This is a genomic window from Arcobacter sp. F2176 (assembly GCF_004116465.1).
Lineage (GTDB): Bacteria > Campylobacterota > Campylobacteria > Campylobacterales > Arcobacteraceae > Arcobacter > Arcobacter siniprincipis.
Genome location: NZ_PDJV01000007.1, coordinates 85,780 through 100,228, shown reverse-complemented (window position 1 = coordinate 100,228; position 14,449 = coordinate 85,780). Strand labels below are relative to the sequence as shown.

The 14,449-nt window shown below is 27.0% G+C and carries 14 protein-coding genes; all 14 read left to right on the top strand.

The features are described 5' to 3' along the window. The first annotated feature begins 2 nt into the window (after positions 1 to 2). The 14 genes from kdsB (at position 3) to gyrA (ending at position 14,448) form a co-directional block, all read left to right on the top strand. On the top strand, positions 3 to 2,321 hold the full coding sequence (gene kdsB, locus CRU95_RS08305; RefSeq protein WP_129100679.1) for a 3-deoxy-manno-octulosonate cytidylyltransferase: 2,319 nt from the start codon (positions 3 to 5) through the stop codon (positions 2,319 to 2,321). Positions 2,322 to 2,449: 128 nt separating this feature from the next. Continuing rightward, entirely contained in the window at positions 2,450 to 3,040 is a 591-nt protein-coding gene (locus CRU95_RS08300) for a YrbL family protein (protein ID WP_129100678.1), read from the top strand. A 13-nt stretch (positions 3,041 to 3,053) separates the two neighbouring features. Then, on the top strand, positions 3,054 to 3,800 hold the full coding sequence (locus CRU95_RS08295) for a lipopolysaccharide kinase InaA family protein (protein WP_129100677.1): 747 nt from the start codon (positions 3,054 to 3,056) through the stop codon (positions 3,798 to 3,800). Next, positions 3,800 to 4,723 (top strand): glycosyltransferase family 9 protein, encoded by a 924-nt coding sequence (locus CRU95_RS08290; RefSeq protein ID WP_129100676.1) that lies wholly within the window; start codon positions 3,800 to 3,802, stop codon positions 4,721 to 4,723. The genes CRU95_RS08295 and CRU95_RS08290 overlap by 1 nt, the downstream gene beginning before the upstream one ends. Then, positions 4,716 to 5,303, top strand: coding sequence for a YrbL family protein (locus tag CRU95_RS08285; RefSeq protein WP_129100675.1), 588 nt, complete (start codon positions 4,716 to 4,718; stop codon positions 5,301 to 5,303). Before CRU95_RS08290 ends, CRU95_RS08285 begins: the two co-directional genes overlap by 8 nt. Before the next feature lie 10 nt (positions 5,304 to 5,313). Beyond that, entirely contained in the window at positions 5,314 to 5,928 is a 615-nt protein-coding gene (locus CRU95_RS08280) for a YrbL family protein (RefSeq protein WP_164969752.1), read from the top strand. Beyond that, the gene (locus tag CRU95_RS08275; protein WP_129100673.1) at positions 5,921 to 6,979 is read left to right on the top strand and encodes a hypothetical protein; all 1,059 of its coding nucleotides are present in this window, start codon (positions 5,921 to 5,923) and stop codon (positions 6,977 to 6,979) included. Before CRU95_RS08280 ends, CRU95_RS08275 begins: the two co-directional genes overlap by 8 nt. Continuing rightward, complete coding sequence (locus CRU95_RS08270) at positions 6,969 to 7,907, top strand: glycosyltransferase family 9 protein (RefSeq protein WP_129100672.1); 939 nt, start codon at positions 6,969 to 6,971, stop codon at positions 7,905 to 7,907. The genes CRU95_RS08275 and CRU95_RS08270 overlap by 11 nt, the downstream gene beginning before the upstream one ends. Then, positions 7,900 to 8,772, top strand: coding sequence for a glycosyltransferase (locus tag CRU95_RS08265; RefSeq protein WP_129100671.1), 873 nt, complete (start codon positions 7,900 to 7,902; stop codon positions 8,770 to 8,772). The genes CRU95_RS08270 and CRU95_RS08265 overlap by 8 nt, the downstream gene beginning before the upstream one ends. A 60-nt stretch (positions 8,773 to 8,832) precedes the next feature. Beyond that, positions 8,833 to 9,021 (top strand): 50S ribosomal protein L28, encoded by a 189-nt coding sequence (rpmB, locus tag CRU95_RS08260; RefSeq protein WP_013136034.1) that lies wholly within the window; start codon positions 8,833 to 8,835, stop codon positions 9,019 to 9,021. A 26-nt stretch (positions 9,022 to 9,047) separates the two neighbouring features. Continuing rightward, positions 9,048 to 10,178 carry a TrkA family potassium uptake protein gene (locus tag CRU95_RS08255; RefSeq protein ID WP_129100670.1) on the top strand — a complete coding sequence of 377 codons (1,131 nt, stop codon included), beginning with the start codon at positions 9,048 to 9,050 and terminating at the stop codon, positions 10,176 to 10,178. Further along, complete coding sequence (argJ, locus tag CRU95_RS08250; RefSeq protein WP_129100669.1) at positions 10,178 to 11,359, top strand: bifunctional glutamate N-acetyltransferase/amino-acid acetyltransferase ArgJ; 1,182 nt, start codon at positions 10,178 to 10,180, stop codon at positions 11,357 to 11,359. The genes CRU95_RS08255 and argJ overlap by 1 nt, the downstream gene beginning before the upstream one ends. A 179-nt stretch (positions 11,360 to 11,538) precedes the next feature. Beyond that, the gene (locus CRU95_RS08245) at positions 11,539 to 11,760 is read left to right on the top strand and encodes a YdcH family protein (protein ID WP_129100668.1); all 222 of its coding nucleotides are present in this window, start codon (positions 11,539 to 11,541) and stop codon (positions 11,758 to 11,760) included. Between the two features lie 114 nt (positions 11,761 to 11,874). Beyond that, positions 11,875 to 14,448, top strand: coding sequence for a DNA gyrase subunit A (gene gyrA / locus CRU95_RS08240; RefSeq protein WP_129100667.1), 2,574 nt, complete (start codon positions 11,875 to 11,877; stop codon positions 14,446 to 14,448). Position 14,449 lies beyond the last annotated feature (1 nt).

The window sequence follows — 14,449 nt, the reverse complement described above, 5'->3', positions numbered from 1 at the left end:
ATATGAATGATATTCAAATTTTAGATTGTACATTGAGGGATGGAGGATATATTAATGACTGGAATTTTACAAATCATCAAATTGATAAGATAATCTACTCCTTAAATAAAGCTAATGTAGATATTATTGAATGTGGTTATTTAAATGATGAAAATGGATTAATATCAAACTCTACCCTTTTTAAAGATATTGATTCAGTTGATAGAATTTTTAAAGGAAAAGAATATAAATCTTCAAAGAAAGTTGTAATGATTAATTTTAAAGATTTTGATATTGATAACTTACCAAATAAATCAATAACTTATATTGATGGAATAAGATTAGCTTTTCATAAAAAAGATTTAGGAAATATTTTTTCGCACGCCAAAAAAATAATTGAAAAAGGCTATGAACTATATTTTCAACCAATGATAACTAAAAACTATACTGATTTGGAATTTCTTCAAATGTTGAAAGAGGTTAATGATTTAAATCCCCATGCTTTTTATATCGTTGATAGTTTTGGTTCTATGAGTTTAAATGAATTTTCAAGATATATAAATCTTGCAGATAATAATTTAAATGAATCTATTTATTTAGGTTATCATTCCCATAATAATATGCAATTAGCCTTTTCAAATGCAATAAGTTTGTCTTTATCAAAGCTTAATAGAAATATTATATTAGATTCTAGTATATATGGAATAGGAAGAGGAGCTGGAAATTTAAATACTGAACTTATTTTTGATTTTATGAATAAAACTTTTCATAAAAATTATGAAACGATGCCTTTATTAGAAATAATAGATGATTTTCTTAATTCATTAATGCATAGAAATCCTTGGGGTTTTTCACCCGCACAATTTTTATCAGCTGCTTTTAATTGCCATCCTAATTATGCAAGTTATTTAATTAACAAAAATACAAAGCACATTGCAGAGATTAATCAAATGTTAAGTTTAATTCCAGAAGATAAAAAAATATCGTTTGATAAAAACCTAATAGAAAAAATATATTTAGATAATTATGTTGCATCTATGAAAAATAGTATAAGTGATGATTTTGAAATAGATAAAGATAAAAAAATATTATTAATTGCCTCAGGTACTAGTATAAATGATTATGAGAACTTAATTGAAGAAAAAATTAAAACTAATAAATATGTAGTTATTAGTTTAAATCATAAATCTAAATTTGATACAGATTTTAATTTTTTTACAAATCAAAAAAGATTTGATGAGTTTGTTAATCAGATTGATTTAAGTAAATCAGTGATTTCAAGTAATATAAAAACAGACAAAAGTGTTTTTTCTGTTTTTGATTTATCTGAATATAATTGTTTTGAAAATCAGATATTTATAAATGTGGCATTAATTGCAATAAATTTATTTTTTAAGAAAAATTTTACTGAGATAGAAATTGCAGGATTAGATGGATATGATATTAATAAAATTGAAAACTACAATTATAATGAAACAAATCAAGTTCTTGACAAAAAAGCCTTAGAAGAGGAAAATCAAATATTATTATCTAATTTACGTTTATTAAATGAAAAAATATCAATTCAATTTATCACTCCTTCCATTTTTAAGAATGAGTTAAAATTGAAAATTATTGGAGTAATTCCTGCAAGATTTAAATCAAGTAGGTTTGAAGGTAAACCTTTATGTATAATAAATGGAATACCTATGATAAAAAGAACTTATGAACAAGCTAAAAAATCTAAATTATTAGATGAACTTATTGTTGCAACAGAAGATGAGAGGATTAAAGATTATTGTGATAAAGAGAATATTCCTGTAATTTTAACAAGTGATAATTGTTTGACTGGTACAGATAGAATTGCAGAAGTTTCAAAAGAAAAACACTTTGATTTATATGTTAATATTCAAGGAGATGAACCAGTTATTGATCCTAAAAGCATAAATGAAGTGATAAGTGAATATAAAATACATCAAGAAAAATATATTGCATATAATTTATATAAAATTATTGATGACGAAACAGAAGTAACATCAAATACAATTATTAAAACTATTGTTAATGAAAAAGATGAGTTAATGTACATGTCAAGATTAGGTGTGCCATTTAACAAGTCGAAAAATAAAGTTAAATATAAAAAACAAGTATGTGTATATGGATTTACAAAAAAAGCACTAGATGTCTTTTCATCAAGAAGCAAAACTATAAATGAACAGTTTGAAGATATTGAAATATTGAGATTTGTAGATATGGGATATACTGTAAAAATGAAAGAAACTTTTGTTGATTCTATTGCAGTAGATGTTCCCTCTGATATAAAAAAAGTAGAAACATTTTTAAGTGAGAGAGGATTAAATTAAAAGCTTGCTTTTTTATCCAAAGCATTATTTTATTTAATAATTTATTTTAATACATAATTCTAGTATTTATTAAAGATTTGATATAATAAACGCTTTTTAAATATTAATTATATGATTGGGGAATTATAGTGCTCATATTAAATAAAGAAAATTTCATAGGAAAAGGTAATGAGCGTGAATGCTATATTCATCCTCATGACAATAATAAAGCAATAAAAGTTAGTTATGACCAAAAGAATGGTCACACAAAACAAAGTGACACTGAAGTTAAATACTATAAAAAACTTTTAAAAAGGCAAAATACAAATTGGAAGCATTTAGCTAAATATTATGGAGAAGTTGAAACAAATAAGGGAAAAGGTTTTGTCGTTGAGTTAATAAGAGATTATGATGGGGAAGTATCAAAAAGTTTTAAATATTATTTAGAGGAATATGGTTTAGAAAAATATTCAAAAGAGTTAGAAACCTATAAAAAATACTTTTTGGATAATTGTATAATCTTTAATTATGGAATGATGCAAGGAAATATACTTTTAAGAAAAAATAGTGAATTTGATTTTGATTTGGTTTTGATTGATGGATTAGGAGATGTTTCTCATTTTACTTTATTAAATAGTATTCCTTATTTTGCAAGAAGACGAATAAATAGACGTTGGGATAAATTCCAAAAAAAATATTTAAATCAAAAATGGATAGACGCACATCGTAATAAAAAATAAAGTGGAAATTAAATTGAATATAAAATATAAACTAAAGAATGAATATAAAAATATAAAAGAATTTTTATTAAATATAAAAGATTTTTTTAAACAGAATGCAAATACTATTCACAAAGCTAGAAATGAATTAAAAGTTATTGAGTATAAGGGGATAAGAACTGTTGTAAAAGCATTCAAAGTTCCAAATGTATTAAATCAAATTGTTTATGCATATTTTAGAGATTCAAAAGCAAAAAAATCGTACCAAAATGCTATAAAACTACAAAGTCTAAATATAAACACTCCAAGCCCCATTGGATATATTGAGTTTTTTAGAAATTTTTTATTTAAAGAGAGTTTTTTTATAAGTGAAAAATTAGATTATGAATTTACTATTAGAGAACCTTTAAGAAATGAAAATCTTGAAAATAGAGAATCAATAATAAAAAAATTTGTTCAATTTACTTATAATTTACATAAAAATGATGTTTATCATAAAGACTACTCTGCTGGAAATATTTTAGTACAAAAGAAAAATGATGATTATGAGTTCTTTGTCGTAGATATTAATAGAATGCAATTTAAACAAATTAGCCTAGAACTTGGTTTAGATAATTTTGCAAAATTATGGTTAGATGAAGATAGTTTACAGATTATTGCAAAAGAGTATGCAAAACTAGCAAAGGTTGATGAAGATAAAGCAATTGATATTTTAAAAGATTGTGATAAGAAGTTAAAAAACTTTGTAGAGTTTAAAAGAAAAATAAGAGGTAAGGAATAGTGAATCTTCTTATTTCAAGACATGATAAAATTGGCGATTTTGTAGTTACATTACCTCTTTTTAAAGCGATAAAAGAACAATTTCCAAAGATAAATATAACAGCACTTGTAAGTAAAATAAATTTTGATTTTGCAAAACAGATTGATTTTATAGATGATGTGATTTTATATGATAAAGAAAATTTAGATATTACACTTGATCAAATAAAATCAAGAAAATTTGATGCAAGTATTAGTGCATATATTGATATGACATTAGGTAAATTACTTTTTAGAAGTGGTATAAAAAAAAGAGTAGCTCCTGCTACAAAAATTGCTCAAATATTTTTCAATAAAACTGTCAAACAAAGAAGAAGTAAAGTTGAAAAAACAGAATGGCAATATAATTTGGATTTGGCATTGAAACTTTTTCCGACTTTAAAATTAGAGTTCACAAGACCTTTATTACAATTACAAACAAAAAAAGAGAAGAAAGTTATATTTCATCCTGGATTTGGTGGAAGCAGTGATGGAAACTTATCTCTTGACGATTATATAAGGTTAGCGAAAAGTGTTTCTAGTTGTGATTATGAAATAATTTTTACCTTTGGACCTGATGATGCTAATTCAAAAGACTATATATCTAATCATTTGGATTTTGATGCTAAAATAATTGATTCAAAAATGTCTTTATTTGAATTTACTTCTTTATTAAGTTCATGTTATTTGTTTGTAAGTACTTCAACTGGGCCTATGCACTTAGCGGGTGCTGTTAACATAAAAACAATATCTTTTTTTGGAGATAGTTTATTTGCTAGTTCTAAAAGATGGGCAACAGTAAGCGATGAAAAAAATCAACATAACTTTGTAATTTCTGAAAATTATTCTAGCGCTAACTATGAAGAAATAGAAAAAGCAGTAGGAAAACTTTTAGAGAATGAATAGTAAAATTATTTTAAAGGAAGAGTATTTCTTATCAAAAGGAGGAGAGCGTAATTGCTATATAAATCCAAACGATAAGTCAAAAGTAATCAAAATAGTTCATAGGCAAGAAAAACATAATGAGCAAAATAAATTAGAGTATAAATATTATAATTATTTACAAAAAAATAATATATCTTTAAAATATTTGAGTAAATGCTTTGGTTTTATTGATACAAATTTAGGAAAAGGTTTAGTCTTTGAGCGAATTTTAGATTTTGATGAAACTCCTTCTGTATCATTTAAGTTTTATTTAGAAGAAAAATTGTTGGATAGATTGTCAGAAAAAAAGTTAATAAATGATTTGAAAGATTATTTATTTGAAAATGATATATTATTCATAGATGTAGATTTAAGTAATGTCTTTTGTCAAAAAATCTCAAAGAATAAATATAAACTAGTAATTATTGATGGGTTAGGAGCTAGAAGATTAAACTGGAGATTTTATTTATACCTTTTTTCAAAAAAATTCACAAGGTATAAAATTAAAAAACAGTGGAAAAAATTTTATAACAATTACTTAAAATATAGTAAGTACGATTAAAAGGAAAAGTTTGGGTTTTTTAAATTTAAAAGAAAGTGACTATTTAGGTAAAGGAAGAGAGAGAGCTTGTTATATTCATCCTGAAGATAATGATAAGGTTATAAAAGTAGTTTATAAAAGTTCGGAAAATCTAAATCAAAATCAATTAGAACATAATTATCTAAGTTTTCTAGAGAAAAAAGGAGTATCCTTTTCTCATCTTTCAAAATGTTTTGGCTTTATTCAAACTAACTTGGGAGAGGGGTATATTTTTAATAGAATAAAAGATTTTGATGGAAAAACATCTAAGTCATTTAAATATATGGTTCTCAATGGAGTTTTAAGTCCTAATTTAGAAATTGAATTGTTAAATGAACTAAAGAGATATTTAATAGATAATAATATTATTTTTGTAGATATTGCTTTAAGTAATATCTTTTGTCAAGAGGTTTCAGCAAATAAATATAAATTAATTATTACAGATGGTATTGGTGGGAAAAGAACTGGTTTGAAATCAAAACTTTATTTATATTCAAAACTATTTACAAAGTATAAAGTAAAAAAACAATTAAAAAGATTAGAAAAAAGATATCAAAAAGTTATAAAAGAGGGAATATTGAAAAAGACAAGGTTAGTAAGTGAATAAAACACCTTTTTCTTGGGATAAATATTCAGATCAACCATCTGTTATAAAAGATAAACTTTATAAAAGAAGTATGAGGAAGAAATACATACTTGATTATCTAAAGTTATTCTTTATTTCTCTTTTTGTTTTGCCAATTTCCTTTTTAACAATGAAGTTTTTTCGTGGCAAAGAAGTACTTACAAATAAAGAGTTTATAGGAATAGGAGTAAATTTAGATAAAGGGAATTCACAACAAGAATTAATAGAAGAACTCGGTGTAAAAAATTTAATCATAAGAATACCTCTTCATGATATTAAAAATATCGATCTTTATGTGGATTTTGCAAATAGTTTTAATAAAAGTTCAGAAAAAAATATTTTATTAAATATAATACAAGATAGAGAACATATAGAAAATGAAGAACTACTCAAAAAAGATTTAAATACAATTTTTTCAAAATTTAAACATATATCAAAAGAGTATCAAATAGGCAGTACTATAAATAGAATAAAATGGGGATTTTTTGCGGTAGAAGAGTATTTGAAATTTTATAAAGTAGCCCAAGCTATAAGGGATGAGAAATATCAAGAGTTAAAACTTTTGGGACCCAGTATGATTGATTTTGAGTACTATTACAATTCAAGAGCTATGTTTAATTTATATGATATAAATTATGACAAAGTTAGCGCTTTGCTTTATGTAGACAGACGGGGGTCTCCTTTAAATAGTCAGTATGGAATTTTTGACACAAAAAATAAAATTGATTTATTATATTCAATGTGCAAATTATCACCAAAATCAAGTGATGAAATATATATAACTGAAGTTAATTGGCCTATTTCAAATACTGCTCCATATTCTCCAACAAGTGAAAAAGAATGTGTAAGTAATGAGGTATATACAAAATTTATGACAGAATATATTAAAATTACAAGAAATACTAAAAAGATACAAAGAGTTTATTGGCATCAGTTAATAGCCCCAGGTTATGGGTTAGTTGATAATAGAGATGGCAAGATATTGAAGTTACCACAATTTTATAAATTTAAAGAGTTATTAAATGAAGATTAAAAAAATATTTATAGAAATCCCTACTTGGCTAGGCGATGCAATTATGGCAACGCCAGCTATTGAAAATATAATAAAAACATACCCCAATGCAAAGATTACCTTACTAGGTTCGTATGTATCTACACAAGCTTTTGCAAATTATAAAAATATAGAAAAAGTTATAGTTGATGATACAAAAAAGAAAGGTAATAGATATGTAAACCTTTATAAATTGTCAAAAAAAATTGGAAAGGTTGATTTTGCTATTTCTTTTAGGCGAAGTATTTCTTCAAAACTTTTATTATTTTTTATAAAAGCTATTAAAAAATTCAATTACAGAAGATTGAAAAAAAATCAGATACATCAAGTTATAAGATATAATGATTTTGTAAATCATGTATTAAATTTACAAAATGAAGTAGGGGATTTAAAACTTTATTATAAGCCATTTAAATATAAAAAACCAACTTTAGGAATAAACCCAGGAGCTACTTATGGAAGTGCAAAGAGATGGTATCCTGAAGAGTTTGCAAAGGTGGCTATAAAGTTAGCTTCAAAATATGATATTGTTATTTTCGGAGGTCCTAGTGAAGTTGATATTGCTGGAGATATTGAAGAGTCTTTGAAAAGTGCAGGAATATCTAACTACCAAAATTTAGCTGGTAAAACTACAGTTTCTGAATTAATTGAAAAAATTGCAGGATTAAATATCTTTATTACAAATGATTCTGGACCTATGCATATTGCAGCAGCTTTCAAAGTACAAACATATAGTATCTTTGGACCTACAAGATACAAAGAGACAAATCAATGGAATAATCTAAATGAGCATATCATTACTAAAAACTTAGATTGTGCCCCTTGTATGAAAAGGGTATGTCCATTAGGTCATCATGATTGTATGAATCTAATCAAAGCAGAAGATGTATTAAAGGTGATAAATGAATAAAAAATTATCTATTTATTATAAATTAAATAATGTACTTATTGAAGAACTTCTAAAAGATGAAAATATAAGTCTATATAAAAAACAATCTATTTTCCAAAAGTTTACTTTCAAGGCCAAAACTTTTCCTGCTGTTTATTTTCATAATGGTACTTTAGATGAAGAATCTATTGAGATGATTGAAAATGCTAAGAAAACGATAGCTAACTCATACACTATGAAGCAAGAGATAATAAAAACTTGCAATATTACAAATGACAAAGTAGAAGTTATCTATCCAACTATTACATCTACTTATCTTAAACAAAAAGATTCAAAAGAGATTCTTTCTCAAGAGTTTAATTTTGAAAAAAATGATAAAATTATTCTTTTTCATTCTAAAAACTTATTAAAAAATGGTGTTTTAGAATTCCTTGATATTTTGGCTTCTTTGAGCAATGACAATTACAAGGCAATAATTGCAGGGAATAAAAATCAAATCTATTCTTTAAAGTTTAAATTTACAAAGTACAATTTAGACGATAAGGTTATATTTATAGAAGATTATAGAAATATTGATTTATTATATAGTGTTGCTGATATTTTTATTTTACCCACATATGTAAAAGCCTTTTCCTCAAATGTTTTAAGAGCCATGTTTTTCAAAACAGCTGTTTTTGTAAGTGCAAATAGTGCTTCTAAAGAAGTTATTGATATATTTTCAACTATGGATTCTCCCACTGATAGATCAATGCAGTTTAAAGTTGAAGCTTTGTTATCAAATAAAGATGAACTAAAAAATATCAAAAAAAGCAATAAAGAGAGTTCTTCTGAGTTCTTATTTGATATTCAATTTCAAAGATTAAAAGAGATAGTATTAAATATTTAAATTAAACTTAAGATAAAAAAGATATAATTCGCAGATATTTTGAAAATAGAAGGAAAAATAATGTCAAGAAGATGTGCAATATCTGGAAAAGGGCCTATGTCTGGAAACAACGTAAGTCATGCTAAAAACAGAACAAAAAGAAGATTTTTACCTAACTTAAGAACTGTAAGAGTTACTTTAGATGATGGTACTACACAAAAGATTAAAATATCGGCAAAAGAGTTAAGAACTCTTAAGAAAAACTCATAATAGAGGCACTAAAATAAAGTGCTTCTATGAGCATCTTTCATAAATTAAAAAAGTCGCTGGGTTGGGAACTTAGATCTTCTAAGCCTGAATACGACCTTAATCCTCTAATATACTCACAACTAAAACCTTTTAGAGTACCTTTGGTACTTGTACAACTGTTAATGATGATTGGAACAGTTGGATATGTTCTTATTGATGGTTTCCCTATTTTAGATGCCATTTATCAAACAGGTATAACCTTTACTACTGTTGGTTTTGGAGAAGTTGCTCCCATCTCAGATGCAGGTAGATTTTTTACCGTCACACTTATTATTATCGGGTTCGCTTTATTTACCCTTTCAATTGCTGTACTTATAGAAGCAATTATAAAAGGTAACCTAATTGAACTATATAAGGAAAGAAATATGCTTTATAAAATTGCAAGACTTCGTAGACATTTTGTAATATTTCATCATAATGAATATACAATTCAATTAGCAAGACAATTTAGAGAAAATCATGTACCTTTTGTAGTTGTTGATCCACGAGAAGATATGGAAGAAATAGCAAAAGAATATCATTATCCATATTATGTATGCGAAGAATCATTTACTGAAAAAGCATTTTTAAAATCTCACTTATCATCTGCAAAAGGTGTTATAACTTTGTCAAGAAATATTTCTGATAATATTACTTTGATAGCTTCTGTAAGACTTTATGAAAAAGAGTTAGGACGAAATAAACCATTTTTGATTATCTCAAATGCTGAGACGCAACATGACAAAGAGAGACTAAAAAAACTAGGAGCTGATAAAGTTGTTGCCTCTCCATCTTTGATGGCAAAAAGAGTTTCAGCAATGGCTGTTCGTCCTGATATGGAAAATGTACTTGAAGAGTTTTTATACAAACCTGATACTCCAATTGATATGGAAGAAGTACTTGTAAGGGAAGATTCTTGGTTAGTATCTAGACAATTAAAAGATATTCATTTAAGGGATAGATATAAAGTTTCTGTAATAGGTATTACAGAAAAAAGAGGAAGATTTATTCAAATGCCTAAGGGGACTATTGTTATAGAGGGTAATTGCAAATTACTTTTAGTTGGGAACCAAAAAGGTATAGCAAAAGCTAAAATATTAGTCAATCAAAAATATATGCCAGAGGAGTGTACAAAATAATGTTTTCAATTTTTCCAATAAAAGGTTTTATAGACCAAATTGATGGTTTCTATTGTGATGGAGTTTCAGCTGGATTAAAACCAAATAATAAAAAAGATATAGGTTTTATTTATAGTGATACTTTGTGTGATGTTGGAGCTGTTCTTACTAATAATAAATTTCAAGCAGCACCTTTAAGACATTATCAAAGATATGAAAATGATTTTAAAACAAATTTTGTACTTATAAATTCAAAAAATGCAAATGCACTTACTGGTGAAAAAGGTATTGAAGATATTAACACAATATTTTCTTCATTGAAATTTGATATTACAAACCCTATTATGAGTTCAACTGGTGTTATTGGAAATAGACTTCCTCTGCAAAAAATAGTTGATGGTGCAAATACTTTTGATTTGTCAAGTAAAAATGGTGAAAATTTAAGTCAAGCAATTATGACAACAGATGCATACCCAAAAACTTGTTTGTATGAAGTAAAACTTGAAAATGGAAGTAGTTTTAAAATAGGAGCAGTTGCAAAAGGTGCAGGTATGATTAACCCTAATCTTGCAACTATGTTATGTTTTATTTGTACTGATGGAAAAGTTTCTAAAAAAGACATTGAAGAGGCATTAAATGAAAATAAAGAGACAACTTTTAATGCAATTTCAGTTGATGGAGATACTTCTACTAATGATACAGTTTTAGTATTGGCAAATGGAAAATCAAATGCTTATGATAAAGAGGCTTTTAAAGAAGCTTTAAGACTTGTGATGCATGACATGGCTATGTTAATGGTTGCAGATGGTGAAGGGGCTAAAAAGTCTGTTGCTTTTGAAGTAATAAATGCAGTAACAAAAGAAGATGCAATGAAAGCAGCAAAAGCTTTATCAAACTCACTATTAGTAAAAACAGCACTATTTGGAGAAGACCCAAACTTTGGACGAATCGCTTCAACTATAGGAGCTAGTAGAATACAATGTGATGAAAACACTTTGCTTATTTCTTATAATGATGTTGTTGTATTTAATAAAGGTGAAATAGTATTTGATGCAAAATGCGAAGAAGATGCTGGAAAAGTTCTACAAAATAAAGAGTTCAAAATCGTTTGTGATATAGGACTTGGAACTGAAAGCTTCACAGCCTATGGTTGTGACTTGGGTTATGAGTATGTAAAAATAAATGCGGACTATAGATCGTAATTAATTATTTCAAAAGTGACTTACTGTCACTTTTGCCCTTATGAAAATATAAATATAAATTCAGATTACAAATCCTAACTTTTACATTCTTAAATATAAAATAAATCTAATTTATAAAACATAAAAGTCTAAGAATTTACTTGATATAATGTATTTACAATTCAACAAAAGGATTTAATATGTTTCATGAATACAGAGAAGAAATAACAAAATTAAAGGCAAGTGATAACTATTTTCACAATTTATTTGAGAAGCATAATGCTTTAGATGAAGAGATTGAAAGTTTGGTAAAATCTCATGGTGATGAGTTTACTATTGAAGCAAAGAAAAAAGAGAAACTAAAATTAAAAGACGAAGTTTTTAACGCTATTATTAAATACAGAAAAGAAAATAATTTATAAAAGTTAGCTTAAATTTTTACAAGGGGGAAAGTTTTAAGCTTTCCCCCTTTTTTATTCACAAATACTAAGTAAAATTTGGATAAAATATCTAAATTTTATAACAAGGCAATATCAATGGAAAACCTTTTTGAAAATCAAGATATTATAGATATTAATATCGAAGATTCCGTAAAGTCTTCATACTTAGACTACTCGATGAGTGTAATTATTGGTCGAGCTTTACCAGATGCTAAAGATGGATTGAAGCCAGTACACAGAAGAATACTATTTGCAATGCATGATTTAAATATGAGCGCACGAGCTCCTTATAAAAAATCAGCGAGAATCGTTGGGGATGTTATTGGTAAGTACCATCCACATGGTGATACTTCAGTTTATGATGCACTTGTAAGAATGGCACAAAGTTTCTCTATGAGAGAGCCACTTATTGATGGACAAGGAAACTTCGGTTCAGTAGATGGTGATAGTGCAGCAGCGATGAGATATACAGAATCAAGATTTACTAAAATCTCAGAAGATATTTTAAAAGATATAGATAAAGATACTGTTAACTTTACAATGAACTATGATGATACATTAAAAGAGCCATCAGTTTTACCTACAAGAGTTCCTACATTACTTATGAATGGTTCTGAGGGTATTGCGGTTGGTATGGCTACAAAGATTCCTCCTCATAATTTAAATGAGTTACTCGATGCCACTTTCCATATTCTTGATAATCCAGAAGCAACAGCTGATGAATTAATGGAATTTATTCAAGGACCAGATTTCCCAACAGGTGGAACTATCTTTGGAAGAAGAGGTATTATAGACGCATATAATACAGGTCGTGGAAGAGTTAGAATCAGAGCTAAACACCATATTGAAACAAGAGGTAAAAAAGAGATTATTGTACTTGATGAATTGCCTTATCAAGTAAATAAAGCAAGATTAATTGAGCTTATTGCAAATCTTACAAAAGATAAACAAATAGAGGGTATCTCAGAAGTAAGAGATGAATCAGATAGAGATGGTATTAGAGTTGTAATTGAACTTAAAAAAGATGCCATGAGTGAAATAGTTATGAATAACTTATATAAGTCAACTCCTATGGAGACAACTTTTGGAATTATTCTTTTAGCTGTATATAATAAAGAGCCAAAAGTATTTACTTTACCTGAGTTATTAAATGTATTTATTTCACATAGAAAAACTGTAATTATTAGAAGAACAATATTTGATTTAGAAAAAGCAAAAGCAAGAGCACATATCTTAGAAGGTCTGAAAATTGCCCTTGATAATATTGATGAAGTTGTAAAAATCATCAGAGCAAGTGCAAATGATGCTGATGCAAAAGAGAAATTAGAATTGAGATTTGGATTAAGTGCAATCCAATCACAAGCTATTTTAGATATGAGATTAGGAAGATTGACAGGTCTTCAAAGAGATAAATTAGAGGCTGAGTATCAAGAACTTATGACTTTAATTGCAGAGCTTGAATCAATTCTAAAATCAGAAGAAAAATTAGTTGAAATAATCAAAGAAGAATTAACGGAAATTAGAGAGAAATATTCATCTAAAAGATTAACTGATATTGAAGACTCTTATGACGAAATTGATATTGAAGATTTAATTCCAAATGAGCCAATGGTAGTTACTATTACTCACAATGGTTATGTAAAAAGAGTACCAATCAAATCTTATGAAAAACAAAGAAGAGGTGGTAAAGGTAAAGTTGCTGTTACCACTCATGATGATGACTTTATAGAAAGATTCTTTGTAACTAATACCCATGATACCTTGATGTTTGTTACAAACATGGGGCAATTGTACTGGTTGAAAGTTTATAGAATCCCAGAAGGAAGTAGAACAGCTAAAGGTAAAGCAGTTGTTAACTTAATCAACTTAAGACCTGATGAGAAGATTATGGAGATTATTCCAACAAGTGACTTTGATGAGTCTAAATCTTTAGCCTTCTTTACAAGAAATGGTGTTGTAAAAAGAACATCACTATCAGAATTTAGTAACATAAGAAGTAATGGGGTAAGAGCAATCGTTCTTGATGATGCTGATGAGATTGTAACAGCTAAGATTACAACTCCTAGTACTCAATTCTTGATGATTTTCACAAGTTTAGGTCAATGTATCAGATTTGATGTTGAAAAAACAAGAGAACAAGGTAGAAGTACAAGAGGGGTAAGAGGTATCAAGTTTAAACATGATAGTGACTTTGTAGTTGATGCAAATGTTGTTGATAATATTGAGCAAGAGTTATTAACTGTATCTCAAAAAGGTATCGGAAAACGAACAACAGTAGAAGAATATAGAGAGACAAATAGAGCAGGTTCTGGTGTTATTTCTATGAAACTAAGCGCTAAAACAGGTACTGTTGTAGGTGCTGTATTAGTTGATGAAGCACAAGACTTGATGATTTTAACTTCTATTGGTAAAATGATTAGAGTAGATATGCAAACAATAAGAAAAGCTGGAAGAAATACTTCTGGTGTAATTATTGTAAATGTAGATGCAAAAGATAAAGTTGTATCTATTGCAAAATGTCCAAAAGAAGATGATGATGAATTAGATATCGAAAATGCTGATACTATGGATGGTATCAATTTAGATGAGTTTAATCTAAAAGATAAACCTGAAGAAGAGAATAACGATACTAATAATAAAAATGAAGATAATATATTAGGAGAAGATTAAA